The sequence below is a fragment of the Pseudomonas sp. lyk4-R2A-8 genome, assembly GCF_030209095.1.
In the GTDB taxonomy this organism is placed as follows: Bacteria; Pseudomonadota; Gammaproteobacteria; order Pseudomonadales; family Pseudomonadaceae; genus Aquipseudomonas; species Aquipseudomonas quebecensis.
Genome location: NZ_JARVSS010000002.1, coordinates 374,210 through 400,003, shown reverse-complemented (window position 1 = coordinate 400,003; position 25,794 = coordinate 374,210). Strand labels below are relative to the sequence as shown.

The 25,794-nt window shown below is 62.6% G+C and carries 21 protein-coding genes; 4 read left to right on the top strand and 17 right to left on the bottom strand.

What is annotated here, in order from left to right:
* Position 1: 1 nt before the first annotated feature.
* The 4 genes from QRN10_RS03070 to QRN10_RS03055 form a co-directional block, all read right to left on the bottom strand.
* Complete coding sequence (locus QRN10_RS03070; RefSeq protein WP_181078520.1) at positions 2-904, bottom strand: chemotaxis protein CheV; 903 nt, start codon at positions 902-904, stop codon at positions 2-4.
* A 64-nt stretch (positions 905-968) separates the two neighbouring features.
* Positions 969-1,943, bottom strand: coding sequence for a 2-hydroxyacid dehydrogenase (locus QRN10_RS03065; RefSeq protein ID WP_253510543.1), 975 nt, complete (start codon positions 1,941-1,943; stop codon positions 969-971).
* A gap of 119 nt (positions 1,944-2,062) precedes the next feature.
* Positions 2,063-3,031, bottom strand: a complete 969-nt coding sequence (locus tag QRN10_RS03060; RefSeq protein WP_181078516.1) for a LysR family transcriptional regulator — start codon at positions 3,029-3,031, stop codon at positions 2,063-2,065.
* A 99-nt stretch (positions 3,032-3,130) separates the two neighbouring features.
* Positions 3,131-5,326, bottom strand: a complete 2,196-nt coding sequence (locus tag QRN10_RS03055) for a hypothetical protein (protein ID WP_285427824.1) — start codon at positions 5,324-5,326, stop codon at positions 3,131-3,133.
* Between the two features lie 191 nt (positions 5,327-5,517).
* On the opposite strand from QRN10_RS03055, the gene QRN10_RS03050 reads away from it, so the two are divergent.
* Genes QRN10_RS03050 through QRN10_RS03035 form a run of 4 tightly spaced genes read left to right on the top strand, consistent with a single transcriptional unit; the run spans position 5,518 to position 10,278 of the window.
* Complete coding sequence (locus QRN10_RS03050) at positions 5,518-7,029, top strand: efflux transporter outer membrane subunit (RefSeq protein WP_285427823.1); 1,512 nt, start codon at positions 5,518-5,520, stop codon at positions 7,027-7,029.
* 10 nt (positions 7,030-7,039) lie between these two features.
* The gene (locus QRN10_RS03045; protein WP_285427822.1) at positions 7,040-9,217 is read left to right on the top strand and encodes an FUSC family protein; all 2,178 of its coding nucleotides are present in this window, start codon (positions 7,040-7,042) and stop codon (positions 9,215-9,217) included.
* Complete coding sequence (locus QRN10_RS03040) at positions 9,207-9,407, top strand: DUF1656 domain-containing protein (RefSeq protein WP_003171907.1); 201 nt, start codon at positions 9,207-9,209, stop codon at positions 9,405-9,407. Before QRN10_RS03045 ends, QRN10_RS03040 begins: the two co-directional genes overlap by 11 nt.
* Before the next feature lie 10 nt (positions 9,408-9,417).
* A complete protein-coding gene (locus tag QRN10_RS03035; protein ID WP_181078508.1) occupies positions 9,418-10,278 on the top strand; it encodes an efflux RND transporter periplasmic adaptor subunit in 861 nt (286 codons plus the stop codon).
* Between the two features lie 38 nt (positions 10,279-10,316).
* Here the strand turns inward: QRN10_RS03035 and QRN10_RS03030 are convergent, their stop codons facing one another.
* The 13 genes from QRN10_RS03030 to QRN10_RS02970 all read right to left on the bottom strand — a co-directional run bounded on the left by QRN10_RS03030 (position 10,317) and on the right by QRN10_RS02970 (position 25,774).
* Positions 10,317-10,718 (bottom strand): nuclear transport factor 2 family protein, encoded by a 402-nt coding sequence (locus QRN10_RS03030; protein WP_181078506.1) that lies wholly within the window; start codon positions 10,716-10,718, stop codon positions 10,317-10,319.
* A complete protein-coding gene (locus QRN10_RS03025; RefSeq protein ID WP_266248003.1) occupies positions 10,719-11,531 on the bottom strand; it encodes an SDR family oxidoreductase in 813 nt (270 codons plus the stop codon).
* 14 nt (positions 11,532-11,545) lie between these two features.
* Positions 11,546-12,010 carry a multidrug transporter gene (locus QRN10_RS03020; RefSeq protein WP_181078502.1) on the bottom strand — a complete coding sequence of 155 codons (465 nt, stop codon included), beginning with the start codon at positions 12,008-12,010 and terminating at the stop codon, positions 11,546-11,548.
* 260 nt (positions 12,011-12,270) lie between these two features.
* A complete protein-coding gene (locus QRN10_RS03015; protein ID WP_181078500.1) occupies positions 12,271-13,722 on the bottom strand; it encodes a mannose-1-phosphate guanylyltransferase/mannose-6-phosphate isomerase in 1,452 nt (483 codons plus the stop codon).
* 149 nt (positions 13,723-13,871) lie between these two features.
* Entirely contained in the window at positions 13,872-14,528 is a 657-nt protein-coding gene (locus QRN10_RS03010; protein ID WP_253510557.1) for an alginate O-acetyltransferase AlgF, read from the bottom strand.
* Between the two features lie 16 nt (positions 14,529-14,544).
* The gene (locus QRN10_RS03005) at positions 14,545-15,720 is read right to left on the bottom strand and encodes an alginate O-acetyltransferase (RefSeq protein ID WP_181078496.1); all 1,176 of its coding nucleotides are present in this window, start codon (positions 15,718-15,720) and stop codon (positions 14,545-14,547) included.
* Between the two features lie 11 nt (positions 15,721-15,731).
* A complete protein-coding gene (locus QRN10_RS03000; RefSeq protein ID WP_181078494.1) occupies positions 15,732-17,264 on the bottom strand; it encodes an MBOAT family O-acyltransferase in 1,533 nt (510 codons plus the stop codon).
* A gap of 190 nt (positions 17,265-17,454) precedes the next feature.
* Positions 17,455-18,564: a mannuronate-specific alginate lyase gene (locus QRN10_RS02995; protein ID WP_253510559.1), complete on the bottom strand. Its 1,110-nt coding sequence runs from the start codon at positions 18,562-18,564 to the stop codon at positions 17,455-17,457.
* 8 nt (positions 18,565-18,572) lie between these two features.
* The gene (locus QRN10_RS02990; RefSeq protein ID WP_253510561.1) at positions 18,573-20,021 is read right to left on the bottom strand and encodes an alginate O-acetyltransferase; all 1,449 of its coding nucleotides are present in this window, start codon (positions 20,019-20,021) and stop codon (positions 18,573-18,575) included.
* A gap of 11 nt (positions 20,022-20,032) precedes the next feature.
* Positions 20,033-21,601 (bottom strand): mannuronan 5-epimerase AlgG, encoded by a 1,569-nt coding sequence (gene algG, locus QRN10_RS02985; protein WP_253510563.1) that lies wholly within the window; start codon positions 21,599-21,601, stop codon positions 20,033-20,035.
* Entirely contained in the window at positions 21,601-23,088 is a 1,488-nt protein-coding gene (locus QRN10_RS02980) for an alginate export family protein (protein ID WP_181078486.1), read from the bottom strand. The genes algG and QRN10_RS02980 overlap by 1 nt, the downstream gene beginning before the upstream one ends.
* On the bottom strand, positions 23,085-24,599 hold the full coding sequence (algK, locus tag QRN10_RS02975; protein WP_285427820.1) for an alginate biosynthesis TPR repeat lipoprotein AlgK: 1,515 nt from the start codon (positions 24,597-24,599) through the stop codon (positions 23,085-23,087). The genes QRN10_RS02980 and algK overlap by 4 nt, the downstream gene beginning before the upstream one ends.
* A gap of 8 nt (positions 24,600-24,607) precedes the next feature.
* A complete protein-coding gene (locus QRN10_RS02970; protein ID WP_181078485.1) occupies positions 24,608-25,774 on the bottom strand; it encodes an alginate biosynthesis protein Alg44 in 1,167 nt (388 codons plus the stop codon).
* Between the last annotated feature and the right edge of the window lie 20 nt (positions 25,775-25,794).

The window sequence follows — 25,794 nt, the reverse complement described above, 5'->3', positions numbered from 1 at the left end:
CTCAACGACCTTGTTGCGCCACGGTCTGGGCGGCCACCACCAGGCACTTGGTCAGCTCGGGGGACGAGAACTTGGTCAGCACCGCGTTGGCGCCAGCCAGCCGTGCTTTTTCACTGTTCATCGCACTGTCCAGAGAGGTGTGCAGCAGCACGTAGAGGTGCTGGAAGTCCGGGGTTTCGCGCAGGGTGCGGGTCAGGGCGTAACCGTCCATTTCGGACATTTCGATGTCCGACACCACCACGTTGATTTCTTCGCCGGTGCCTTGCAGCTCCAGCAGCACATCGATGGCTTCCTTGGCACTGCGCGCGGTGTGGCAGGTCAGGCCGAGGTTGCGCAGGGTATGCACCGACTGCTGCAACGCCACCTGGCTGTCATCCACCACCAGGATCCGCGCATGGCCGAGCACTTCGGCTTCTTCCATGGTCAGGTCGGTCGGCGCCGCTTCGATCGGGGCCGGGGCGATGCCGTGGATGACTTTTTCGATATCGAGCACCTGTACCAGGCCGCCTTCCACCTGCGTCACGCCGGTGATGAACGCGCGATTACCGCCGGAGCCGTAGGGCGGGGGGCGGATATCGGTGGTCAGGCAGTGCACGATCTTGCTCACCGCCTGCACGTGCAGGCCCTGCTTGGAGCGGCTCACATCGGTGACGATCAGGCAGCCACCATTCGGATCTTCCAGCGGCATCTCGCCAAGGGCGCGGCTCAGGTCGATCACCGACAGCGAGGCGCCGCGCAGGGTAGCGATGCCTTTGACGTGCGGGTGCGACTCCGGCAGTTTGGTCAGCGGCGGGCAGGGGATGATTTCGCTGACCTTCAGCAGGTTGATGGCCATCAGCTTGCCGCTGCGCAAGGTAAAGAGCAGAAGCGAGAGTGAATCTGCGCGGGCTTTGGAGGTAGGCATAAAAACCTTCTGTGAATCAGGGAGGACGATCTATGGAAGGTTATCGACCTGCGCGGCCCAGGCTTTAGCCCTTCCACACTTGCGGGTTCACCAGATCCTGCGGCTTCTGCCCGAGCAGGGCGCTGCGCAGGTTGTCCAGGGCACGGTTGGCCATGGCTTCGCGGGTTTCGGTGGTGGCCGAGCCGATGTGCGGCAGGGTCACGGCATTGCTCAGCTGGAACAGCGGCGACTCGGCCAGCGGTTCCTGCTCGTACACGTCCAGCCCGGCGCCGCGAATGGTCCGGTTCTGCAAGGCCTGGATCAGCGCCGGTTCGTCCACCACCGGGCCGCGGGAAATATTCACCAGGATGGCGCTGGGCTTCATCAGCCCCAGCTCGCGGGTGCTGATCAGGTGGCGGGTCTTGTCGTTCAACGGCACCACCAGGCAGACGAAGTCCGCTTCGGCCAGCAATTGCTCGAGACTGCGCAACTGCGCGCCCAGTTCCTGTTCCAGCGCCGGCTTGCGGCTGTTGCCGCTGTACAGGATCGGCATGTTGAACCCCAGTCGCCCGCGCCGCGCGACCGCCGCGCCGATATTGCCCATGCCGACGATGCCCAGGGTCTTGCCGTGCACATCGCAGCCGAACAACGGTGCGCCGACGCTGGCCTTCCACTGCCCGGCCTTGGTCCAGGCGTCCAGCTCGGCCACGCGGCGGGCGCTGCTCATCAACAGGGCGAACGCCAGGTCGGCGGTGCTTTCGGTCAGCACGTCGGGGGTGTTGGTGAGCATGATTCCACGCTCGGTGAGGTACGGCACATCGTAGTTGTCGTAGCCCACCGACACGCTCGACACCACCTTCAGCTTGCCCGCGCCTTCGAGCTGCGCGCGGCCCAGTTTGCGGCCCACACCGATCAAGCCGTGGGCGTGGGGCAGGGCCTCGGCGAACTGCGCGTTGATATCCCCCAGCTTGGGATTCGGCGCGATCACCTCGAAGTCCTGTTGCAGGCGTTCAATCATCGACGGGGTGATGCGGCTGAAGGCGAGGACAGTCTTTTTCATGGCAGGCGGGGCTCATCGACTACGGAAGAATGCCAGGCACGCTAACATTCCTGCCGGCGGTTGTCAGGACACCGCCGATCCAATCTGGGTACCGGACACACTGTGTTGTTTGCTGGCTATCAATTAGCCAACCGCACCCCACCCAGGCTGCCGCTCAATTCATACGCCACCAGTTCGGCCTGATGCGCCGCCAGAATCTCCGGCAGTGAGCCGCGCAGGTATTCCACCCAGGTTTTGATCTTCGCATCCAGGTACTGGCGCGACGGGTAGATGGCGTACAGGTTCAGCTCCTGGGAGCGGTAGTTGGGCATCACCCGCACCAGGGTGCCGTTGCGCAGGCCTTCGATGGCGGCGTACACCGGCAGCAGCCCGACGCCCATGCCGCTGGTGATGGCGGTTTTCATTGCGTCGGCCGAGTTCACCAGGAACGGCGAGGTGTTGATCGCCACGCTTTCCTGGCCTTCGGGGCCATTGAACGTCCATTTGTCCAACTGAATGACCGGGCTGACCAGGCGCAGGCAGGCGTGGTTGAGCAAGTCCTGGGGGCGCTGTGCGCACCCCTTGGCCTTGACGTAGTCCGGCGACGCGCAGGCGATGCTGTAGGTGATGCCCAGGCGCTGGGATACGAAGCCCGAGTCCGGCAGTTCGCTGGCCAGCACGATGGACACGTCATAGCCCTCGTCGAGCAGGTCCGGCACGCGGTTGGCCAGGGTCAGGTCGAAGGTCACGTCCGGGTGGGTGCGGCGGTAGCGGGCGATGGCATCGATTACGAAGTGCTGGCCGATACCGGTCATGGTGTGCACTTTCAGTTGCCCGGCGGGGCGGGCATGGGCGTCGCTGGCCTCGGCCTCGGCCTCCTCGACATACGCAAGGATCTGTTCACAGCGCAGCAGGTAGCGTTTACCCGCCTCGGTGAGGGCAATGCGGCGGGTGGTGCGGTTGAGCAAGCGGGTTTGCAGATGGGCCTCAAGGTTGGAGACCGCGCGCGAGACGTTGGCCGTGGTGGTGTCCAGCTGGGCGGCGGCGGCGGTGAAGCTGCCGGCTTCGGCCACGCAACTGAAGGCGCGCATGTTTTGCAAAGTGTCCATGGGGGGTTCTCAAGGTCGATGGCAAATTGTGACATGAAGTTGCCAGCAGGTGTGTATCCGCTGGGCACGACCTAAGTCGATGAAAATCCCCGCCAGGGCTCAGTCCAACCGCCAGGCCTCGCTGACTTTCGCCACATAGTGCGGCAGGTAAGCCAGCAACATCCGGTCCAATGCCTGTCGCGCCCGCGCACGATTTTCCGGTGTCGGCGCCGCAAGCGTGTCGGCGGCCTGCTGTGCCAGCGTTTCAACCGCCTGATCGAGTGCCGGGCCGATACGCCTGAGTGCGTCCAGCTCAGCGCTCAGGACACTGCCCGGTGATTGTCGGCCCATGGCGTCGAGCAGCTTGGACAGGTCTTCGCTGTGTGCCTCTATATAACGGTCCCAGCCGGGCCTGTCTTCGGGGTTGGCCAGGTAGCGGCGGGCGACCGGTAGCAGGTGGTCCAGCGAATCGGTGCCCCATTGCTCCTTGTGCAGCGATTGCCGGGTGCGCAACGACTGCAACTGGACGCCGGTGTAGTGGCTGATCGGTTCCGGCAAGGCCAGGTCGCGATGCTTGTCGCGGGTATGGCGGGTCAGAAGCACTACCGGTTGCCCATGCTTGATCTTGACCAGCACGTGGGTGGACGGCTGTCGGGCGGGGTCGAGCAGCGATGCGCTGATGGAGTGGATCAGGTCTTCCCAGTCGAAGGTTTGCTTACCCAGGGCCGCCAATACTTCGCGCAGTGCCGTGACCACCCCTTTTTTGCATTTGAGCGGGGCGATATCAATCGTCAGGTAGTCGCCACTCAAATGTGGATCGTCGGATGTTCGGTGGCTGACCTCGAGGGTCACGCCTTTACCGCCCTCGGCCCGGGACGAGACCGAGGCGCCCACCGACCCGCTCAGTATCTGGGTCGGGGCCTTCAGTTGATAGACGCACAATGCCTGCGGCCGCAGAAGGGCGCGGTGCTGCTGGATCAGGTCGCGTATGTCTGCGTTCACCACTGGATCGACAGGCCCCAGGTCCTGAAGCAGCACGTAGCGCTCCAGCAGTGAGTGGGCCTGTTGAGTGCGCAGGTCAACGACGGCGTTTGCGCGCGGTGAGTTGAGCTGTTGAACAAAGTGTCGGCTGCTGGACGCCACCTGTGCATTCAGATCCGCCAGCAGCTTGAGCGGCGTGTCCGCCGACGATTGTCGGGCGGCCAGTTGCTGCCGGGCCAGCGCCGGCGCTGTGTCGTACAGGCCAAGGATATCAAGCGTCTTGGACTGCACAGTGCGTTGCAATGTCAGCGCCATCGCAGTGTTTACCTTCAGGAAGCTGAAGACATCCAGCGCCAGTCTGCTGCCTGCAGTCATTTTAGAACCGCGTTCGGTCATCACCGGCTGCTCGGTGTGTTGCAGGCAGGGCAATTCAACGTCGCCCAGGCCATTGGCGGCCAGTGCCTCGCGGGTGTAGGGCTGGCTCTGTGCGCTGTAGTCCCGATGCCTTTGCAAATGGAAACGGTCACTCAAAATGGCCGGAAAATTCCGTACGGTCCGGGCGATATTTTCACTCAGGGACGTGCGCACCGAGTGGCTGCGGGCATCGGCATAGTGCGCAAGGCTTGGGTACTCCCGTGAGGATAAATAGCCGATTCCCAGTTGCTGACCCGACGTGCCCGCCGTCACGTTCGCCAGCGTCGAGTTCAGTTTGCCCAGCAGGCCCACCACGCGGGTGCTCCTGATGCGCTGGTCGTCGGTAACTTCCAGCAGAGAATCGGCCGCCAGGTAAGGGCCTGCACTTGACTGTCGCGTGGGTTCCAGCGCGAATTCGTAGCCAAGGTGGCGATGGTTGATACGTTTACCACCGGCATCGATATAACCCAGCGCTGACAACACGCCTTGGGTCAGACGCGTGTGCCTGGTATCGCTGGTAGCGGCCCGGAACTGCCACTTAAGGGCGCGGCACAAGCGATAGTCAGCTTCGATGTTTGGATCATCGACACTGCGGTGGCGCTTGAGCAAGTGCTCGGCCTTTTTGAAAAAATGATAGAAATCGGGCAGTTCCTCAGCCGCCATCTCCAGCCTGGCCGGACTGTTGGACAGGGTGTGATGAAGCGCTTCGAGCGCCTCTTTATCGCGCGGATAGCCGGCCAGGTTCATCAGCTTTTCCAGCACCGTGTCGAGGACCCAGCGCGCATCGCGCTGTAAGGGCAACCTACCTGGGCTCAGCGGTGCCGGATGAATGTGCAGTTGCCTGCGCAAGCCGTCGGCGCAGGCTTCGGCGGGTGACAGAGGCGCGGCGGCAGGGGCAAGGACGCACAAGGGAGGAAGCATGGGCGGCTCCGCAAGAAATGAATGTTGCCCATTATGTGAAGCTGCCCGCACCGGACTGTGTAGGGCAAACGCCCGGATTATCGCCTGAACGGTAACAAAGATTCACAGGAATGCCCGCTTATCGGCATCCCCCGCGCCCCCTAGAATTGCGCCACCTCTCCCGCTTCACCCATCTCAGGAATTCGCTTGCCGTGCCGCGTCGCATCAGCAGAGAGCTGAAGACTCTCAGTGTTTGGGCTTTATCGTTAGCAATCAGCGGCTGCATCGGAACCGGAGGAATCGCCCCGCAAGGCCAGGCCCTCGACGCCAATCAACTGGCGACCGACGAGGCGATCCAGCAGGCGACGCAAGACGCCCACTGGCCCACCGCGCAGTGGTGGCGAGCCTACGGCGACCCGCAACTGGACCACTGGGTCGATCTCGCTACCCGGCACAGCCCAAGCCTGGCCATGGCCACCGCGCGGGTGCGTGAGGCGCGGTCCATGGCCGGGTTGGCCGAGTCGGCCGAGGCGCTGCAGATCAACAGCGACACCACCCTCAAACGCCACAATTGGCCCAAGGATCAGTTCTACGGGCCGGGCGAATTGAGCGATGCCAACACCTGGGACAACAATTCGTCCCTGGGCCTGAGCTATGCCCTGGACCTGTGGGGGCGCGAAAGCAATGCCACCGAGCGGGCGGTCGATCTGGCGCACATGAGCGCCGCCGAAGCGCGCCAGGCCCAGCTCGAACTGCAGAACAATGTGGTGCGCGCCTATATTCAGCTGTCGTTGCAGTACGCCAACCGCGACATCGTCGCCGCGACCTTGGCCCAGCAACAGCAGATTCTCGACCTGGCCAACAAACGCCTCAATGCCGGGATCGGCACGCACTTCGACGTAAGCCAGGCTGAAACGCCGTTGCCGGAAACCCATCGCCAACTGGATGCGCTGGACGAAGCCATCGCCCTGAGCCGCAACCAACTGGCGGCGCTGGCGGGCATGGGGCCGGGGCAGGGCGCGCAATTGCGGCGCCCGAGCCTGTCATTGGCTGCGCCGCTCGCACTGCCGTCGAGCGTGCCCGCGCAACTGCTCGGCCAACGTCCGGATGTGGTCGCCAGTCGCTGGCAAGTGGCGGCGCAGGCACGGGGCATCGATGTGGCCCATGCCGGTTTCTACCCTAACGTCGATCTGGTCGGCAGCCTCGGTTACATGGCCACCGGCGGCGGCATGCTGGAATTCCTGGCCGGTAAAAAATTCAATTACAGCGTCGGCCCGGCCATCACCCTGCCGATTTTCGACGGCGGCCGCCTGCGCGCCCAACTGGGTGAAGCCAGCGCCGGTTATGACATCGCGGTGGCGCATTACAACCAGACCCTGGTCAACGCGCTCAAGGGCATCAGCGATCAGTTGATCCGTCGCGAGTCCATGGACAAGCAGCAGGCCTTCGCCGCGCAATCGGTGGCCTCGGCGCAGAAAACCTATGACATCGCGATGATCGCCTACCAACGCGGCCTCACCGATTACCTGAACGTGCTGAACGCCCAGACCCTGCTGTTTCGCCAGCAACAAATCCAGCAGCAGGTGCAGGCCGCGCGCCTGAGCGCCCACGCCGAACTGGTGACCGCCCTGGGCGGCGGCCTCGGTGCCGGCGACGACGTGCCGGCACCCGCCAAGACCCTTCCGAGCAAAACCCCGGCGGCGCTGGCCGTGTTCGATCACTGAGTAGCTTGCGATGACTTCCTTGCCTGCACCGCTGCGCTGGCTGCACGCCCTTGAGTGGCGCCGTGGTTTTTTCGATTGGGCACGCAGCGACGGCGTGACCTGGGTGTATATCTTCAAAGTGTTGATCGCGGCATTTCTCACGTTGTGGCTGGCCATGCGCCTGGAATTGCCGCAACCGCGCACCGCGATGATCACCGTGTTTATCGTGATGCAGCCGCAGAGCGGCCAGGTGTTCGCCAAGAGTTTTTACCGCTTCCTCGGCACCCTGGCGGGGTCGGCGGTGATGGTCTTGCTGATCGCCCTGTTTGCGCAGAACACCGAGCTGTTTCTTGGTGCGCTGGCGATCTGGGTCGGCATCTGCACCGCCGGCGCCACGCGCAATCGCAACTTTCGCGCCTATGGGTTTGTGCTGGCCGGGTATACCGCCGCGATGGTCGGCCTGCCGGCCCTGGCGCATCCGGATGGCGCATTCATGGCGGCGGTGTGGCGCGTGCTGGAAATCTCTTTGGGGATCATCTGCTCGACGTTGGTCAGTGCTGCGATCCTGCCGCAGACCTCCAGCGCTGCCATGCGCAATGCACTTTATCAGCGCTTTGGGGTATTCGCGTTGTTCGTCACCGATGGCCTGCGCGGGCGCAGCCAGCGCGACGCCTTCGAGGCCGGCAACGTGCGCTTCATCGCCGAAGCCGTGGGCCTGGAAGGACTGCGCAGCGTCACCGTGTTCGAAGACCCGCACATGCGCCGGCGCAACGGTCGCCTCAGCCGTCTCAACAGCGAATTCATGAGCGTCACCACACGCTTCAACGCCTTGCACCAATTGCTCGAACGCCTGCGCGCCGATGCCGCCGACCACGTGGTCGCGGCGATCAAACCTGGCTTGCAGGATCTTGCCGAACGGCTCGATGGTTTCTCCGCACGTGCACTTACGAGTCCCGATGCCGCCCGCCTGGTGACGCAATTGAGTGCCTACAAGGACGGCTTGCCCGCCACCGTGCGCAGCCTGCGCGCAATCTTCCAGGAAACGCAGCCCACCGAAGCCGAGCAACTGGATTTCCATACTGCCTACGAGTTGCTGTACCGCTTTGTCGACGACCTGCACAACTACGCGCAGACCCATGCCTCCCTGGCCGATCACAGTCACGCGCGTGAAGACTGGGACGAGCCCTACACACCGAAAACCAACTGGCTGGCTTGCGCCGCATCCGGCATTCGCGCCTCGTTCATTCTGATTGTGCTGGGCAGTTACTGGGTCGCCACCGCCTGGCCCAGCGGCGCCACCATGACCCTGATCGCAGCGGCCACCGTCGGCCTGTCCGCCGCCACGCCCAACCCCAAGCGCATGGCGTTTCAGATGGCCTGCGGCACCTTCATCGGTGCCCTGGTGGGGTTTGTCGACATGTTCTTCGTGTTCCCCTGGATCGACGGTTTCCCACTATTGTGCGTGATGCTCGCACCGGTCATCGTTGCCGGCGCCTTTCTCGCCTCACGCCCGCAATACGCCGGTGTCGGTGTGGGCCTGCTGATTTTCTTCAGCACCGGTTCGGTGCCGGACAACCTCACGGTCTACAACCCCTACACCTTTATCAACGACTACATCGCCATGGTCATTGGCATGCTGGTATGCGCGGCGGCCGGGGCGATCATCCTGCCCCCCAACAGCCGCTGGTTGTGGCGCCGCCTGGAGCAGGACCTGCGCGAACAAGTGGTGTATGCCATCAGCGGCAGGCTCAAAGGCCTGGCCTCCAGTTTCGAGAGCCGCACCCGCGACCTGTTGCACCAGGCCTACGGCCTCGCCGTGGGCCAGCCGCAGGTGCAGCGCGACTTGCTGCGCTGGATGTTTGTGGTGCTGGAGGTCGGCCACGCGATCATCGAGTTGCGCAAGGAACAGGCGATCCTGCCGGTGCACCCGGCGTACGCCGAATCCCAGCCGTGGCGCCAGGCCATCCGCGTGATGGGTCGTTCGCTGGTGCGGCTGTTCCTGCAGCCCAGCGCGAGCAATCTGGAGCGCGGGCTCGTCGCCGTCGACCATGCGATCAGCCGCGTGCAGGCCACTGACGAACCGTTCGCTCCGCACTTCGACACTTCGGCCCTGCGCCGGGTGAAAAGCTACCTGCACTTTATCCGCACCTCGCTGCTGGACCCGCAATCGCCGCTGGCGACCCTCAAAGGATCCTCCCATGCCCCGTGAGATCGCATTCCACGGCCTCTACATGCCGACCATGACCCTGATGTTCCTGATCGCCGCCGTGCTGGCCTGGGCGCTGGACCGCTTCCTGGCCGGGTTCGACCTGTACCGGTTTTTCTGGCACCCGGCGCTGCTGCGCCTGAGCCTGTTCGTTTGCCTGTTCGGCGCCCTGGCGCTGAGCGTCTACCGTTGAGAATGCCCCGATGAAAAAATTTTTCAGCCTGCTCGCCACCTTGCTGGTACTGGCCCTGGCGATCTGGATTGGCCGCACGCTGTGGGTGCACTACATGGAGACGCCGTGGACCCGCGATGGCCGCGTGCGCGCCGACATCATCAATGTCGCCGCCGACGTCACCGGTGAAGTGGTCGACGTGCCGGTGCGCGACAACCAGTTGGTGAAAAAGGGCGACCTGCTGATGCAGATCGATCCGGAGCACTACCGCATCGCGGTCAAACAGGCCCAGGCCCTTGTCGCTTCGCGCAAAGCCACCTGGGAAATGCGCAAGGTCAACGCCCACCGCCGCGCCGACCTCGACGCGCTGGTGATCTCCCGGGAAAACCGCGACGACGCGAGCAACATCGCCGACTCGGCACTGGCGGATTACCAACATGCGCTGGCCCAGCTGGAAGCGGCGGAACTGAATTTGAAACGGACTCAGGTCTTAGCGGCGGTGGACGGCTACGTCACCAACCTCAACGTCCACCGTGGCGACTACGCACGCATCGGCGAGGCCAAGATGGCCGTGGTGGATATGAACTCGTTCTGGGTCTATGGCTTCTTCGAAGAGACCAAATTGCCCCATGTCAAAGTCGGCGACAACGCCGATATGCAACTGATGAGCGGCGAGACCTTGAAGGGCCATGTGGAAAGCATCTCCCGCGGCATCTACGACCGCGACAACCCCGAGAGCCGCGAACTGATCGCCGATGTGAACCCGACGTTCAACTGGGTGCGATTGGCCCAGCGGGTGCCGGTGCGGATTCACATTGATGAAGTGCCGGAGGGCGTGGTGTTGGCGGCGGGGATTACCTGCACGGTGATCGTTGACCAAGCGCAGAATTGAAATGTGGGGGGGCAATCCCCCTCCCACATTTGACTGTGTTATGTCTTGATGAAGGTCTCATGCAAATGCCGCCACAACAGCGCACCACTGGCCTGTTTCTCGAACACCACGGTGGCTCGGCGGTCGGTCTGCGTGCCGCTGTCGTCCACTTGATGTTCGCGATAGGTCACCGTGGCGCCGCGCGCGTGGCGGTCAATCCCGGTCATTTCGCTCAAGGTGATTTTCAAGCCAGGGCGCATGCCGCCCAGGCGGGTGAACAGTGCGTTGACCCCGGCCGCATTCACCCGTGCGCCGGTGGCGGGGGCGATCATGCTGAAGTCGGGCGAGAAACGCGCGAGCAGGTTCTGCAGGGTGCCTTCAGGCGCGACGCCGGCAAACCATTGTTCGATCTCGATGTGGGTCTGGGTCACTTCTTCAAAGAAATCGCTGTAGTCGATCATTTACAAACTCCCATTCAAACCAAAGCGTTTTTTCAACACGGTTTCCAATAATCCTTTGGGCAACAACGCCGCCAACAACGGCAACGCACGGCTGCCATTGCCCGAGCGCAACAGGCGCGGCGGTTGCGGTTGTCGCACCGCCTTGAGCACATCGGCCGCAAACACTGCAGCGGGTGTCGGTTTGTCCTGGGACGCCTGGCTGCGCGCACGAATGCCCTCGCGCAACGGCCACCAGGGCGATTGTTGGTTGATCAGCAGTTCGGCCTGGGCGCCGGCATTTTTGGCGAAGTGGGTGTCGATGGCGCCGGGCTGGACCTCCATGACGCGCACGCCAAACGGTGCCAGTTCCATGCGCAGTGCATCGCTCAACGCATGCACGGCGGCCTTGGACGCACAGTAGGCGCCGGCGAAGGGCGTGACCAGCACACCGGAAACGCTGCCGATATTCACCACCAGGCCCTTGCGTTTGCGCAGGGCCGGGAACAGCGCCTGGGTCACGCCGACGATGGAGAACACATTGGTTTCGAACTGGCGCTGCAGGGCCTCGGTGCCGCCGTCGAGCAGCGGGCCCATGGCGCCGTAGCCGGCATTGTTGATCAGCACATCCAGCTCGCCCAGTTGCTCGGCCAGGCGCTGCAAGGCATCACTGTCGTTGACATCAAGTTCGACTGCAGTGAAACCTGCGGCGGCGAGGACGGTTACGTCTTCAGGGCGGCGGGCGCTGGCCCATACGTTGAAGCCGGCAGCCTTGAAGGCATCGGCCAGGGCGCGGCCGATGCCGCTGGAGCAACCGGTGATGAGTACGTTGGGCATGGAGCAGTCCTTTGTCAGTCCGAGAAACTGCCTTGCAGGTGCTCGGCGCGAAATTCCAGGGTTTGCGGGCGGTAGCCGGGGCGTAGCGGTGGGGTGGGCAGGCAATCGTCCCAGGTGGCGCCGGCCTGCAATTCGCCGGGGCCGCGATAGCGCGGGGCGGCGTAGACGTTGTCGGCCAGGTTCACGGTGTCGCCCGGTGCGTAGGCGGCCACGCGCCAGCGCAGTTCGGTGAGGGGCACGTCGTTGCCGTTGTTCAAGGTCAGCTTCAGCGGCCGATCGGCCGGGCAGTCCTGCGGCGCGTAGGTGATGCGCAGTTCCAGGCGCGCCAATTGTGAGGCTTCGCGGTTGTCCAGCCACACCACCCAGACGGCCACGCAACCCAGGCCGGCCAAGGCGGCGAGGGATACCGGCAGTGCTTTGGCCGGGTAGCGCAGCAGCAGGATCAGCCAGGTGATGATCAGGAGAACGCCGAAGAACATGGAGACCACCTCGAATTTGGAACCAGCATCCTAACTTAAGCGTAGGTGGGATTGGGTAGCTTGAGTGCTGTGGTGGCCTTGCGGGCCTTATCGGGGGCAAGCCCCCTCCCACATTGGAATGTATTCACAGATCAAAGGTGGGAGGGGGGCTTGCCCCGATAAGGCCCTCACAGCCAGCGAAAATCAAAAAAAAGCCCCCACCCAACCCACTGCGGATAGGGGACGCAATGGGTTGGGCGAGGGCTTCTTGTACGACTGTTTTACTGCGCGATAGTTTTCACCGACACGCCACGTTCTACCGGCGTCGAGCGGCCGTAGATGTCTTCGAAGCGTTCGATGTCGTCTTCGCCCAGGTAGCTGCCCGATTGCACTTCGATGATCTCCAACGGGATCTTGCCCGGGTTGCGCAGGCGATGCACCGAGGCGATCGGGATGTAGGTGGACTGGTTTTCGGTGAGCAGGAACACGTTCTCGTCACAGGTCACTTCAGCGGTGCCGCTGACCACGATCCAGTGTTCGGCGCGGTGGTGGTGCATCTGCAGCGACAGGCACGCGCCCGGCTTGACCGAGATGTGCTTGACCTGGAAACGGCCGCCCATGTCCACCGAATCGTAGGAGCCCCACGGACGATACACTTCGCAGTGGTTCTGGGTTTCGCTGCGGCCCTGTTCGTTGAGGGTGTTGACCATCTGCTTGACGCCCTGGACCTTGTCCTTGTGGGCAATCATCATCGCGTCCTTGGTTTCCACCACCACGATGTTGTCCAGGCCGATCACCGACACCAGTTTGCCGTTGCCGTGCACCATGCAGTTGCGGCTGTCCTGGATCACTACGTCGCCTTTGCTCACGTTGCCGTTGGCGTCTTTGTCGTTGACCGCCCACAGCGACGCCCAGCAACCCACGTCGCTCCAACCGGCGCTCAGCGGTACCACGCAGGCGCGCTGGGTTTTTTCCATGACGGCGTAGTCGATGGAGTTGTCCGGGCAGCAGGCGAAGGTGGCGTCGTCGAAGGTCACAGTGTCGGCGGTCTGCTCGCTGCGCTCCAGGGTCAGTACGCAGGTGTCGTAGATGTCCGGGTCGTGTTTTTTCAGCTCTTCCAGGAAGCGGCTGGCGCGGAACAGGAACATGCCGCTGTTCCAGAAGTAGCCGCCGCTCTTGACGAACTCGACGGCGCGTTTTTCATCGGGTTTTTCCACGAACTGCTGCACGCGGCTCACGCCTTCTGGCAGCAGCGAATCGTTGGTGGACTTGATGTAGCCGTAACCGGTTTCCGGACGCGTAGCCGGGACGCCGAACAGCACCATCTCGCCGCGCTCGGCGGCCACGGTGGCCAGGGCCAGGGCACGTTGCAGGGCCTTCTGATCGTCGATCACGTGGTCGGCGGGCAGCACCAGCATCAGCTCGTCGCGGCCTTCATTGACCAGCATCATCGCGGTCAGGGCCACGGCCGGCGCGGTGTTGCGGCCAAACGGTTCCATCAGGATGCGTTGGCATTCAAGCTTACGCGCGGCCAGTTGCTCGTTGACGATAAAACGGTGGTCCTTGTTGCAGACCACGATCGGGGCGTCCATGCCTTCGAACACCAGGCGCTCCAGGGTTTGCTGGAACAGCGTGTGCTCACCGGTCAGGGCCAGGAATTGCTTGGGGAACTGTTTACGGGAAAGCGGCCAAAGACGTGAGCCGCTGCCACCGGAAAGGATTACTGGGATCATGGGTGTTTCTCCTTGAATCGATTTGGGTCAGAGCCTGTGGGAGGGGGCTTGCCCCCGAGGCGGTGTTTCAGTCGGTACATCTGTTACTGAACCACCGCATTCGCGAGCAAGCCTGCGCCCACAGGGGGAGCGTCAATTTCAAAAGCTAATCAGCGGGTCGACACAGGGCGTTTCACCCAGACTGGCGACAGGCTCGAACCCGAGCCCGTTACATACAGCACCGCCGCTTCACCACGTTCCAACGCAACCGGCTTCACATCGCCGACTTTCTTGTCACCGTCATACAACGCCAGGCTCACCTTCACCGGGTTGATCTCGCGCTCGCCGCGGCCCTTGGCGGCCACCGACTTGACCACATCGGTCTTGCCGTCGGCGGTTTTCAGGGTCAGGGCCTTGTCGCTGAGGTTCTGCACGCGCACCAGGGATTTCTGCTTGTTCTTGAACGGCGGCTCTTCGATCAGTTGCGGCTGGCCGCTGCTGTTGTTGACCAGGGTGTAGTAGTGATCGGCGGCGAGTTTGACCGGCACGGTCTGGCTGCCCACCTTGGCGCTGTAGTCACCGCCTGGCATGAAGCTGAAGTCGCTGCTGGCCAGCGGGGCCACTTCGCTGAGGTTGGTGTTGCCGACTGTAGCGCTGACTTCCTGGTTGCTGGCGTTGTAGATGCGCACGAAGCTTGAGCCTTTTGGCGCGGTCGGGCCGTACAGGGCGGCGTCGCCGCCGGCGAAGGCAGACATCGATACGAAGCTCAAGCCGGCAGCGATGGCCAGGGTCTTGGCGAGACGACGAGGAGTAGTAGTGAAAGTCATGTGAGTTACCTCTCTTTCAGTTTTGCGCCCGGTCGGGCGTCTCGGATTTTTTAAGGGTGTTCTGTGCCATGTTTTGTTGGCGTGAACCGGCTTGTTTAAGTTGCGCAACCCACGATGGGTCGGCATCACCGATTTCGTTGTTGACCGGCAGATAACGTTCTGGGAACTCCCAGATCAGCACTTGTGGCGGGTTGTTCTTGAAGTCGTCGCTTTTCAGGTAACTGAGCATGGGCAGGATCGGGCCGTGGCCGTCTTCGGCGTAGCTGATTACATCGCTGCCCAGGGCTTGCTTGAGGGCGCCGACGAAGTTCCAGTTCGGGTTGGCGCTGTAGCTGGTGCCCACCAGTGCAACTGGCGTTTCGCTGTCGCTGAACAGCGCGTCGTCGCCTTTTGTTTCAGCCAGGTGCGTAACGCGTTTTTCCAGCGGCTCCTTGGGCGGCATCAGGTTTTCGAACAGCGGGTCCAGGGGCAGGAACAGACGCAAGTCGCCTTTGTGCGGCTCGATCTTCTCGGCCTCGGTCACAAAGCGCTGCGGCTCGCCACTGAGCGGGGTCTGCTCGGCAATCGCCTTGGCCAGTTGCCTGGCGGCGACTTCCGCGCCGTCCGGGGTCCAGTGGGTGTCGGTGCGCAGGAACACTTGCTTGCCGCTCAACTTGGCCTGTTGCAGCGGGCCAAGCAGGTCGGGAGCAGGAATCTTGTCGGCGGCGACACGGGCGTGGAAGTCCTGGTACAGGTTGGCGTGGATGCTCGCCGGCTTCACTTCACCCAGGTGTTCCGGGTACAGGCGCACCTTGGCCGGCACGATCGCCATCACCAGTTGAATGCCCTGGGCCTTGAGCTTCTGGCGCACGCCTTCGACCAGCGCGTAGTTGCCTTCCAGGTTCTGGTCTTCGTTGACGGCGGGATTGAACTCCTCGTCGCTGTACAGCCAGTGATCGCGGCCCAGCACCACGCCAGGGCGGCCTTCATTGAACAGCTTGTAGTCCAGCGCGGCCCACAGGTTGGTGCCCAGGCGCTTGATCGGGAACTCATCGTCATAGTGAGTCTCGACGGCCTTGGTCCAGCGACCGTTGAGCACGGTGGCGTCGGCATTGGTGCTGAAGCCGAAGAAACTGCGCAGCGACCAGGCGCCCAGTGCCAGCAACAGCACCAGGAACAGGCCGATATAGAGGATGCGTAATGAACGGGTCATGGTCGGCTCCCTCAGAATTGGAAGTAAAGGAACGGCGAGAAACTCTGCGCCGACAGTTTGAGAATCGACGCCACGAACAGCGCCAGCACCGCAGCGCGCATGGCGTAGCGTGGCCAGTCAGCGGTCCAGTAGGCCGGTTGCACGGCGGCGTCCTGGCCCACGGTGAAGCCGGGCTGATGGATGCTGCCGGGGTTGTCGCCCGGCACGGCCTTGATCAGGCTCGGGTCGGCCGGCTTGGTTTTATCGGCGGGGCGATTGGTGTAGAAGTCGCGCAGACCGAAGAACGCCAGGGTTGCGTACGCCACCACCAGGGTTGCCACTTGCAGGCCGGTAAGGCTGGCGCGGTTGAGTTCCGACAGCGACCACTCGCCAAAGCTGAACATCGCACCGTACATACGGCCGGCGACGTGCAGGTTTTCGGCGCGGAAGATCACCCAGCCCATCACCACCAGCAGGAAGGTGAAGGCCCAGCGCAGCACATTGAAACTGCGCGGCGCGGTGTTCAGGCCGATGGCTTTTTCAATCGCCAGCCACATGCCGTGCCAGGCGCCCCACACGATGTAGGTGATGTTCGCACCGTGCCACAGGCCACCGAGCAGCATGGTCAGGAACAGGTTGCGATAGGTGATCAGCGTGCCTTTACGGTTGCCGCCCAGCGTGATGTACAGGTAGTCACGCAGCCAGGTCGACAGGCTGATGTGCCAGCGGCGCCAGAACTCGGTGATCGACTGGCTGATATACGGCTGTTTGAAGTTTTCCATAAAGCGGAAACCCATCATCAAGCCCAGGCCGATGGCCATGTCGCTGTAGCCCGAGAAGTCGAAGTACAGCTGCGCGGTGTAGGCCAGTGCACCCAGCCAGGCATCCCCAGTGGTGGGGTTTTGCAGGGCGAAGCAATGGTCGGCCACCACCGCCAGCGTGTCGGCGATAAAGACCTTCTTGATGAAACCCTGCATGAACCGCGTGCAGCCTTCGGAGAACTTATCCAAGGTGTGAGTGCGGTTGTTGAACTGGTCGGCCAGGTCGCGGAAACGCAGCACGGGGCCGGCGATCAGGTGCGGGAAAATCGCCACGAACGCCGCAAAGTCGATGAGGTTGCGCGTGGCCGGGGTGTCGCCACGGTACACGTCGATGATGTAGCTGATGGACTCGAAAATGTAGAACGAGATACCGATCGGCAACAGCACGTGGGTCAGGATGAACGGCTCCAGGCCCATCGACTTCATCATCACATTGATGCTGTCGACACCGAAGTTGGCGTACTTGAAGTAGCCGAGGATGCACAGGTCGACGGCCACGCCGAGCAGCAGCCAGCGCTGGGCCGGTTTGGTGCGCACACCGGCGGCACCGACCTTGAGGCCGATCCAGTAATTCCACAGTGTCACGGCGGCAAACAGCGCCAGGAAGTCCACCCGCCACCAGGCGTAGAACACGTAGCTGGCAATCAGCAGCAGCAGATTGCGATAGCGTTGCCCGCTCAAGTAGTACAAGCCGAGAAAGATCGGCAAGAACAGAAACAGGAACACATTGGACGAGAAAACCATCCCGATCTCTCCATGTTTAACCAACAGTCAAGGGCCAACGGCCCCCCCAAACCCCCCCACGGTGTCGGGGGAAGCTTTGATCGTTCCCACGCTCTGCGTGGGAATGCCTTTTGTGACGCTCTGCGTCACGCTTTGGGACGCAGAGCGTCCCGTGCTGCATTCCCACGCAGAGCGTGGGAACGATCAGCGACTAGCTGCCTTTATTGCCTTTTTCATGCGCCGGGTCGTAGACCTTGGTCAGGTCGCCGCCCAGGCGGAAGGTCTTGAACGGCTGCATGCCATGCTTGCGTTCGATCACATCCGGCGCGCAGGTGTAGAGGGTGCAGAACGGCTCAAGCCAGGCATATTTCATGTCCTCCTTGAGGTCCTTCATGTCCTGCTCCTTGCCGTTCTTCTGCTCGAAGATCTGCGGGTCCTTGACCCCGGCCAGCACTTTGTCGCCCAGGCGCTTGAGCGCGCTGTTGTTTTCCTGGCGCAGGTCCACGCCATTGACCAGGGCAAAACTGGCGATCATCGACAGCGGCGGCAGGGCGTAGTTGTGGTACGACAGCGCGCGCTGCTGGCGCTTCAATTCGTTAGGCAGGAAGCCTTGGTCGTCGACCTGATTCACGCCGACCTTGTATTCCTTCACCGCCCAATCGAACAGGTCGCGGCGGTTGGTGGCGACGGAGGTTGCCATCACCGACCAGGCGGCCCAGTAGGAGTGGTTGTTGGTTTTTTCCAGCGGCAGGTTGTCCCAGTCGCTGACCACTTGATCGGCCAGTTTGTTGAACCAGGCTTCGATCAGCTGCGATTCCTGCTGGTGGTTGGCCAGCGGGTGCGAGTCGGAAAACTTCAGGCGCACATAGGCCGAGGCCATGCTGCCCAGCGCCCATTTGCGCATGGACTTGCCGGTGTGGTTGAAGTCCTTGGACATCAATGCATCGGCCTTGGCCCAGGACACCAACCAGTTGAGCGTGCATTCGAGCTGCTCCGGGCGCCCGTCGCGCATGAACTGCATCACGCGCTTACTGGTGTCTTTTTCCAGCTTGGTGATGTCGGCGGTGCTGTCGCGAAAGGCTTTTTCCGACTGCACGTTCAGGGTTGAGCGCGCCTTGTCGGAACCTTCGTACTTACTGCGAAACTGCAGCGGCCCGGTGTACGGCGTCGGCATGGTGTCGCAGTTTTCCTTGGCCTCGCCGGTCTTGAACGCTTCAATCGGGGCGAAATAGCCTTGAGGCGGACGCAGCGGGGCGGCGGCGTTGACTGAACCGGCGAACATCGCCAGGCCCAGCAGGGTAGGGAGCATCAACTTTTGCATAAGTAACCTCACTTCCCGAGTTGGGCGGTCTGTTGACCACCGCTTGGGAATACGTTGCGTGTGCAAATTTTCGCTTCGACCTTCTGCGCGGCGGCACCCTTTTCAGGGCCCTGCACTTCCACGGCCAGCAAGTTCTGCGAGGCCCAGTCTTCATCGGTGCGCAGTTCAAAGGCGAAACGCCCGTCTGTATCGGATGTTTCGGGTTTCTCGATCTTGATGTCCTCGTGGCGCCCGTTCATGTACCAGAGGGTGGCTTGCAGGGTTTTCACCGACGGATCGGCAAAGCGGATATCAACCTGGTGGTTGGCGTTGCGCAGGTCTTTGTTCGAACTGTTGACCAGCAATTCGTTCTTGCCGGGCTTCAAGGTGGCGCTGGCGCTCATCTGTGCGGTCTTGCCTTCGCAGCCGTTGTCCAGCAGCGCCATCATCTGGCGATAGATGGTTTCCTGGTCGAGGCGATACAGCGGCGAGAACTCCCAGATCAGGATCTTGGGCGGTGTCTTCTGGAATTCGTCGCTGCCCAGGTATTGGATCATCGAGCCTTCCAGGCCGCCGCCCGGGAAGGCGACGTTGAGAATGTCGGCGCCGATTTCTTCTTGCAGGAAGCCGGCGAAGTTGTAGTTCTTGCCGCTGTGGCTGGTGCCCACCAGCGTGATCTGCGGGTTGCCCGAATCGCTGAACAGGTCGCCGTCGCCCGCTTCGCCCTTGGGCTCGGTGGTGAACTGGTCCATGTACTGGATCGCGTAGCTGGTGCCGCACAGTTGCCCCGCCATGTTGTGCAGGGTGCCGGTCTTGCCCATGCGTCCGGTGCGCTTGGTTTCGAATTCGCGCTTGGGAATATCGGCGAACTGCGGCAGCTGCTTGACCTTGGCCGCGACGATTTTCGCGGTGCGCTGAGCGCCGTACGGGGTCCAGTGCTGGTCGCCACGGAAGTAGAAGTCGTGGGCCGGCAGTTCGTCCGGCAGCTGCTCATTGGTCAGCGGCGACAGGTCCGGCACCACATAGCCCATCTTGGCGAAACGGCCGAGCATGGTCTTGTAGTTGGTCAGCGCCTTGTCGAAATCGTACGAGGCTTTTTCCGCAGGGTTGAGCTTGTTGCGGTTCACCAGGCCACGGGTCGGCTGGTAGACCACCACCAGTTCCACGCCCTTGGCCTTGAACGCATCGTGCAACTGCTGCATGCGCTTGTAGCCGGCCGGCGTGGTGTCGAATTCGGTGCGCAGGTCTTCCTGGGTACGGAACAGCCAGTCGCCCTGGGCTTGGACCAGGGTGGTGAAGTTCTGCTGGTAGCGCGTGGTGTAATTCTTCGCGTCGTGGGCGGCCGGGCACAGGCTGCAGCACGGTTCGGCGGTGAAGGTCGGCGCCTTGACGTCGTCGGCGCGTACGCCCTGGCTGGCCGCGAGCAGGCCGAGGGTCAGACCCGAGAGGCTCAGCAGTTTGATCATGTGTGGGTGCATAAGGGTCATCCTCAGTCCTGCATTTCGGTCTGGCGTTCGACAGGGTCGATCAGCACGGCTTTCTGCTGGCGCACCAGCAGGTCGAGAATCTCTTCCTGGCGATCGCCGAGGACGCCGGAGAAGCTGATACCGCTGGATTTGGTCGGCGCCAGCATCGACACGCGATACAGCTCGATACTCAACGGCGAGTCGATGGACAGCGGCCCGCTGCCGTTCCCCGCCAGTTCCCCGCCGACCACGATCAGCGAAACCTTGGCGTCGAACGGGTCGAGGGCGATGTCGCGGTCGGTGTTGGTCAAGTCCTTGATGTGGCCGTAGACGCCGGTCAAACCGTTGGCCATCGCGGTGTTCTCGTACAGCTTGATATTCACGCTGTTACGCACGCGGATGCCGTGGCGACGGTTGCTGATCACCTTGTTGCCCCACAGCAGGTTGTCGCCGCTCTCATAGAGGGTGATGCCGTCGGTGTGGTTGCGGTAGATCTCGTTGTCGGCGATCAGGTTGTTGACGCTGTTCCGGTCGATCACCAGGCCCGAGAGTTTGTTGTCGTAGCTGCGGTTGTTGAAGATGAAGCTGTCGTTCACCTCACGGGAAATGATAATGCCGTGCTTCTTCTTGGTGCCGTAGACGGTGTTGTCCGCGATGATCAGCCCGTGTGAACGGTCGTGAGGGTCAATGCCGTAGACGATGTTGTCTTTGTAGGTGTTGCCCTTGAGCACGAAGCCCGTGGTTTCGTAGCAGTAGAAGCCGTACCACATGTCCGAGAACTCGGAATCGATGATCCAGCCGGTCGGCTCAGGGCGCTTGAGCACCTTGGCCATGTTCGGCGTGTACTGGGAAATACTCACCCCGTACGACTTACTGTTGGCGTAGCCGAAGCTGGCCATCTTGCTGTTGGCGACGTAGGTCTCGGTGCCGCCCCAGGCCAGCAGAAACGGACGAAATTCCTTGGGCGACTTGAACAGCGCCGGGCCGTTGGCCTTCTCGCTCCAGCCAGTGATTTTGGTGTCACGCACAAACAGCTGGCCGTCGTTGATCAGGAACGAACCGGCTTCCTGGGACAGGCGCAGCTCTTGGGTGCGCTTGTCGATTTCGAGGATGCCCTTGCGCCCGACCACGATCGGCAACTTGGCCAGGAACACGCCCGGCGAAGTTTCGCTCAGGTACTGCTTGGGCACTTTGCCCAGCAGGTCCTTGAGGTTCATGTAGCCGTCGTCGACAAAGATCGCCTGGGGAATGCCGTGCTGGCGCACCACCCATTCGGCCATCTTGTTATCGCCGCCGATAAAGTCCTTGAGCGCGTCTTCCTGCATCATGCGACGGATGCTGATCTTGCCCGGCTTGGTCCTGACGATCTTTTTTTCCATGGCCGCGGCGGTGTAGCCCGACAGGTCCGGCAGGGCAGGCTTGGCCATCTCCAGCGGCGCGGTCGGCGGGCTGGAAATGGTGTAGGTCTTGGCCTGTTGCAGTTCCTTGGCGATGGTAGGCGCCTTGGCCGCCGTGTCGGCAAATGCCGGGGCACTGGCCACCAGCATTGCCGCGACGAGTAGGCTTTGAGCATTCATTGCACAGGCTCCCATCAGAATTTCCAGATCACGTCGACAAACGCGCGATGCATGTACGAGTCGACCTGGCTGCCGTAGGCGTCACCCGGTTTGAACACACCGGCACGGAACCGCACCAACGCCGACGGCTCGTCGATCGACTGGCTGAGCGCGGCCGGCAGCAGGCCGGTCTTGAAGTACTTGGTGACCACCAAGTCCATCTCCTGGCCCAGGTCTTTCTTGCCATCTTCCAGCGGCAGCGAGGTGCTGGACAGGATCGCGCCGGTCACGTCATCGGTGTTGTTCTGCACCGCATCGATGCCATTGCTGCCCACCGGCTTGTTGCCGTCCACGCGCCAGAACTTGTGGTACACCAGGCTGGCGTCGTAGTCCTCGCGCAGCTGCCAGGAACCGAACAGGCTCATGGACTGCATGTTGTTCATCTCGCCGCGAAACGCTTCGCCGAAGCGGTGCACGCGGGACTGGGTGCCGGTCCAATTCGAGCGGTTGCTCTGCAGGCCGTTCTGTTCGTATTCGGCGCTGGCGCGGGCATACGCCGCACCCACTTGCCACTGCGGGTCGAGACGCAGGCGAATACCCAGGTCGGTGGCCCAGCCGTTCACGTCATCGCTGCGCTTGGCCTGGTCCGGGCGGCTGCCGTCTGCTTTGAGGGCGTTGACCGTGTCGCGGTCGCCCTGCATGCCGGTGATGCTGGCCCAGTAGTTGACGGTGTTGGTGTTGCGCCAGTTGTAGGCGTCGCTGTTGGCTTCGATGCCGAGCCAGGTCAGGTCGCCGTTCTCGCGTTTGTCCAACGAGTCGGTGGGCACGCCCGGTTCCGGGTAATCCAGCTTGCCGTCGTCATGGGTGTGATGGCCGCGCAGGCCGATCCACTGGCCCGGCATCCACTGGTAGGACGCATCGGCGTAGAAGTGCTGGCGGTCCTTGTCCTTGGGCGACAGTTCCTTGAGGTCGGTGCGGTATTCGCTGAAACGTTCGGCGGCGCCCACATTGGCCTTGAGCAAGGTAGTGTCGAAGGTCCAGTTCAGCGCCTCGATATTGGTGTCGCGCCACTGGCCGTCGTCGTTGCGCAGGCGTTGACGACCGAACTTGAGGATCTCGCCGGGGTAGGGCGTGAAGCCGCTGTAGCCGACCCAGAACTCGCGCATCGCCAGGTAGTTTTTCTTGGCCTTGCGGTCGTTGTTAGTGGTTTGCTGGTTTGCATCATCGGCCGACTGCTGCAGGGTGTCGGTCTCGATGATGTCGCTCGACACCACCGCCTGGCCCATCGCATAGCCGCTCCAGTTACCGCTCTCGCCGTAGATCCACGGGCGCAGGTCCAGGCCGACACCGTTGACGTCGCCGCCTTTCTGGGTGCCGAGGTCGCGGTCGTCTTCGGACTGTGCGGTGGCTTTGACTTCCAGGCCGAAGTTCTTGGCTTCGGTCAGCGCGGCCAGGGTCGGGCACGACCACAGCAGGGCGAAGGTCAGGCCGATACCGGCCTTGACGAATGGGTTGAGCTTCATAGGGATTCCTCGCCGTCTTCTTCTTGCAGGGCGTGCAGTTGCAGCGTGCTTTGGGCCAAGGTGCCGCGTGCGGCCAGCTCCTGTTGCACCAGGCGTTGGCCTTGGGCGCGTTGTTCAGGAGTCAGCGGGGCTTCGAGTTGAGCGGCCAGGTCATTGGCCTGCGGCGTGTCCTGGGCCTTGGCCAACTGGCTGAAGACATACGCATTGACAGGGTCGGGCTTGGTGCCCTTGCCTTGGGAAAACAATTGGGCGATGGCGAAATCGGCGCTGTTCTGGCCGTTGCGCGCAGCGGTCAGCAAGTGGTCCAGGGCCTTTTGCGGGTAGACCTTGCCCAGGTAGCCACGGCGATAGATCTGGCCGAGGTAGTAATCGGCGGCCACTTCCTTGCCTACGGCCTTTTCGAAATGCGCCTCGGCAGCCTTGGCATCGGCCGGCACCCACTTGCCTTCGTAATAGAGCTTGCCCAGCAATAGTTCAGCGCGCGGCTGGTCGGCGGCGCGGCCGTTGTCCAGGTATTTCATCATTTGCTCGACGTCGCCCAGTTCGGGGAAGTCGTAGAGCAGTTGCGCCAGGCTGACCCAGGAAGCCGGGTAGCCGGGGGCGATTTTTTCCAGCAGGGCCTGGGCGGTTTTCTCGTCGGTCTTGCCCAGGGAGGCATCACCCAATACGCGGGCAACGCTGTCGACCCGTTGAGCGGTGACAGTGCCACGGCTGTAGCCGGCTTCCATCTGCTTGAGCAGTTCGGCCTGTTTTTCCGGCTCGGCTTTCTTCTGGTAGACCGTGGCCAGTTCGACGTAGCAAATGTCGGTGGTGCTCAGCGCGGCTTTGCAGATGCGCTCCACATCATCCAGATGCTGATCGTAGGTGTTCTGGGTGCGATACAGCAGCACCTGGGCCAGGCCCGCTTCCGGGTAACCCGCCGCCTGCCACTGGCTGATCTGCTGCTGGGCATTCACGTTGGGAAAGCTGTGAGGGTATTGCAGGTACAGCATCGCCAGGGGAATCAGGGTGTTGCCTTCGCCATTGGCAAAGGCTTTTTTCAGCAGGGTTTCGGCTTCGTGGTGCTCGGCCTCGGTAGCGCCGGGCTTGGCCACCAGCAGGCGACCCAGGCGCGCCTGGGCGCGAGGCGAGGTATCCGCTGCGGCGCGGTACGTGGCCTCGGCCTGTTTGATCTGCGCCGGGTCGCGGGTGCCTACCTGGATATCGGCCAGGCCCACCTGGGCCTCGCTGTAACCCAGGTCGGCCAGTTGCTGGTAATTCTGCTGCGCGGTGACGGTGTCGCCGCGCTTGAGCGCTTCGTTGGCCAGGCGTTGGTCGGGCAGGCCGGCGCAACCGGCCAGCGAGATGGCCAGGGCCAGTGCGCAGTAAGCCGAGGCGAAGTGCGATCTGGAAGGAGCTGGCTTGCCTGCGATACGGGCACCTCGGTGTTGCAGATGTACCGAGTCGATCCCATCGCGGGCAAGCCCGGCTCCCACATTGGTCAACGGTGTATTCGGAAGAGTCACAGGCATGTCCTCGCTTACAGACCGTGAGCCATGGCTTTGTCGATCAGCCAGTTCAGCGACGGGCCACGGTCGCTGGTCACTTCCACCGGGCGACCGGCGTAGGTGCTGTCCAGCGGCGCGTCAGGCTTGATCTGCACGCGGATGTCGGAGGACAGGTCGGCGCTGTTCAGGCTGGTGCTGCTGACGATGGTGCCGGTGCGCAGTTGTTCTTCGTCGGCGACCTGGAAGCTCACCGGCGTACCTGGGCGCACGTCGGCGAACTGGCGGTAGGTGAAGCGCGCTTCGACGTTGGCCTGGCTGCCACGTGGCACCAGTTGGAAGATCACGTCGCCCTTGCTGGCGTATTGGCCGTCGGCGACCAGTTGCTGCGCTACCACGCAATCGCACGGCGACGTCAGGGTGCCGGTCATTTGCTTGCCGAACAGTTCTTCGACCTTGGCCGGTTGCAGTTGGTCTTCGTCGAGGTGGCCCTTGAGCACGTCGAGCATGCTGGTGCTGAAGGTGGCCAGCGGCGCGCCCTTGGCGGCCACCGCATCACCTTTGAGCAGGCTTTGCACGGTGCCGTCGCGCGGCATGGTCACGTTCATGCCCGGTACGCTGACCAGGCCGGCCTGGGCGTGGCTGACAAAGTACATGCCGTAGATCGACTTGAAGACAAACCCGAACGCCGCCAGGCCCACCAGGAAGATCGCCAGGCTGAAGGTCACGGCACGCAGGCGACCGAAGGCGCTCATGTTGCTGCCGCCGTCCTTGACCTTGCGCGCCTTGGTGAAGTTGTCGCGCTGCAGGGTCGCCAGTACGTCGCCCATGGTCACGATGTCACCGGACAAGTGCGAGGTGATCAGGTGGCGCAGGGTGGAGATATCCTGGGCGTCGAGGTTCTGGAACTGGCAACCGGTGCGGCCGGTCTGGCGGTCGTAGGAGCGGATCTGCAGCTCGACGTCCATGGCCAGGCCGAGGTTATCGATGACAAATTGCAGGCGACCCTTGTGCACTTCACCGACGTTCAGCGGCTGCGTGGCGGTGAACGCCAGGCCGCCGGCGGACAGGTCGATCACCCGTGCTTCGGTCTGGCTGCGGTCGGTGTTGAAAAAGCGCAGTTTGGCCGGGATTTTCACGCGGGCGTGCTGGCGCTGAGCTTCGGATTCGTGGACAACGTTGGCGTTTACTTGGCTGTTCATAGTGTTCTAGTTCCTAGTTA

What these genes read in the sequence shown, in the direction of transcription:
- QRN10_RS03070 (WP_181078520.1), bottom strand. Translation starts at nt 904, where the DNA reads ATGCCTACCTCCAAAGCCCGCGCAGATTCACTCTCGCTTCTGCTCTTT.
- QRN10_RS03065 (WP_253510543.1), bottom strand. Translation starts at nt 1,943, where the DNA reads ATGAAAAAGACTGTCCTCGCCTTCAGCCGCATCACCCCGTCGATGATT.
- QRN10_RS03060 (WP_181078516.1), bottom strand. Translation starts at nt 3,031, where the DNA reads ATGGACACTTTGCAAAACATGCGCGCCTTCAGTTGCGTGGCCGAAGCC.
- QRN10_RS03055 (WP_285427824.1), bottom strand. Translation starts at nt 5,326, where the DNA reads ATGCTTCCTCCCTTGTGCGTCCTTGCCCCTGCCGCCGCGCCTCTGTCA.
- QRN10_RS03045 (WP_285427822.1), top strand. Translation starts at nt 7,040, where the DNA reads ATGACTTCCTTGCCTGCACCGCTGCGCTGGCTGCACGCCCTTGAGTGG.
- QRN10_RS03040 (WP_003171907.1), top strand. Translation starts at nt 9,207, where the DNA reads ATGCCCCGTGAGATCGCATTCCACGGCCTCTACATGCCGACCATGACC.
- QRN10_RS03035 (WP_181078508.1), top strand. Translation starts at nt 9,418, where the DNA reads ATGAAAAAATTTTTCAGCCTGCTCGCCACCTTGCTGGTACTGGCCCTG.
- QRN10_RS03030 (WP_181078506.1), bottom strand. Translation starts at nt 10,718, where the DNA reads ATGATCGACTACAGCGATTTCTTTGAAGAAGTGACCCAGACCCACATC.
- QRN10_RS03025 (WP_266248003.1), bottom strand. Translation starts at nt 11,531, where the DNA reads ATGCCCAACGTACTCATCACCGGTTGCTCCAGCGGCATCGGCCGCGCC.
- QRN10_RS03020 (WP_181078502.1), bottom strand. Translation starts at nt 12,010, where the DNA reads ATGTTCTTCGGCGTTCTCCTGATCATCACCTGGCTGATCCTGCTGCTG.
- QRN10_RS03015 (WP_181078500.1), bottom strand. Translation starts at nt 13,722, where the DNA reads ATGATCCCAGTAATCCTTTCCGGTGGCAGCGGCTCACGTCTTTGGCCG.
- QRN10_RS03010 (WP_253510557.1), bottom strand. Translation starts at nt 14,528, where the DNA reads ATGACTTTCACTACTACTCCTCGTCGTCTCGCCAAGACCCTGGCCATC.
- QRN10_RS03005 (WP_181078496.1), bottom strand. Translation starts at nt 15,720, where the DNA reads ATGACCCGTTCATTACGCATCCTCTATATCGGCCTGTTCCTGGTGCTG.
- QRN10_RS03000 (WP_181078494.1), bottom strand. Translation starts at nt 17,264, where the DNA reads ATGGTTTTCTCGTCCAATGTGTTCCTGTTTCTGTTCTTGCCGATCTTT.
- QRN10_RS02995 (WP_253510559.1), bottom strand. Translation starts at nt 18,564, where the DNA reads ATGCAAAAGTTGATGCTCCCTACCCTGCTGGGCCTGGCGATGTTCGCC.
- QRN10_RS02990 (WP_253510561.1), bottom strand. Translation starts at nt 20,021, where the DNA reads ATGCACCCACACATGATCAAACTGCTGAGCCTCTCGGGTCTGACCCTC.
- algG (WP_253510563.1), bottom strand. Translation starts at nt 21,601, where the DNA reads ATGGGAGCCTGTGCAATGAATGCTCAAAGCCTACTCGTCGCGGCAATG.
- QRN10_RS02980 (WP_181078486.1), bottom strand. Translation starts at nt 23,088, where the DNA reads ATGAAGCTCAACCCATTCGTCAAGGCCGGTATCGGCCTGACCTTCGCC.
- algK (WP_285427820.1), bottom strand. Translation starts at nt 24,599, where the DNA reads ATGCCTGTGACTCTTCCGAATACACCGTTGACCAATGTGGGAGCCGGG.
- QRN10_RS02970 (WP_181078485.1), bottom strand. Translation starts at nt 25,774, where the DNA reads ATGAACAGCCAAGTAAACGCCAACGTTGTCCACGAATCCGAAGCTCAG.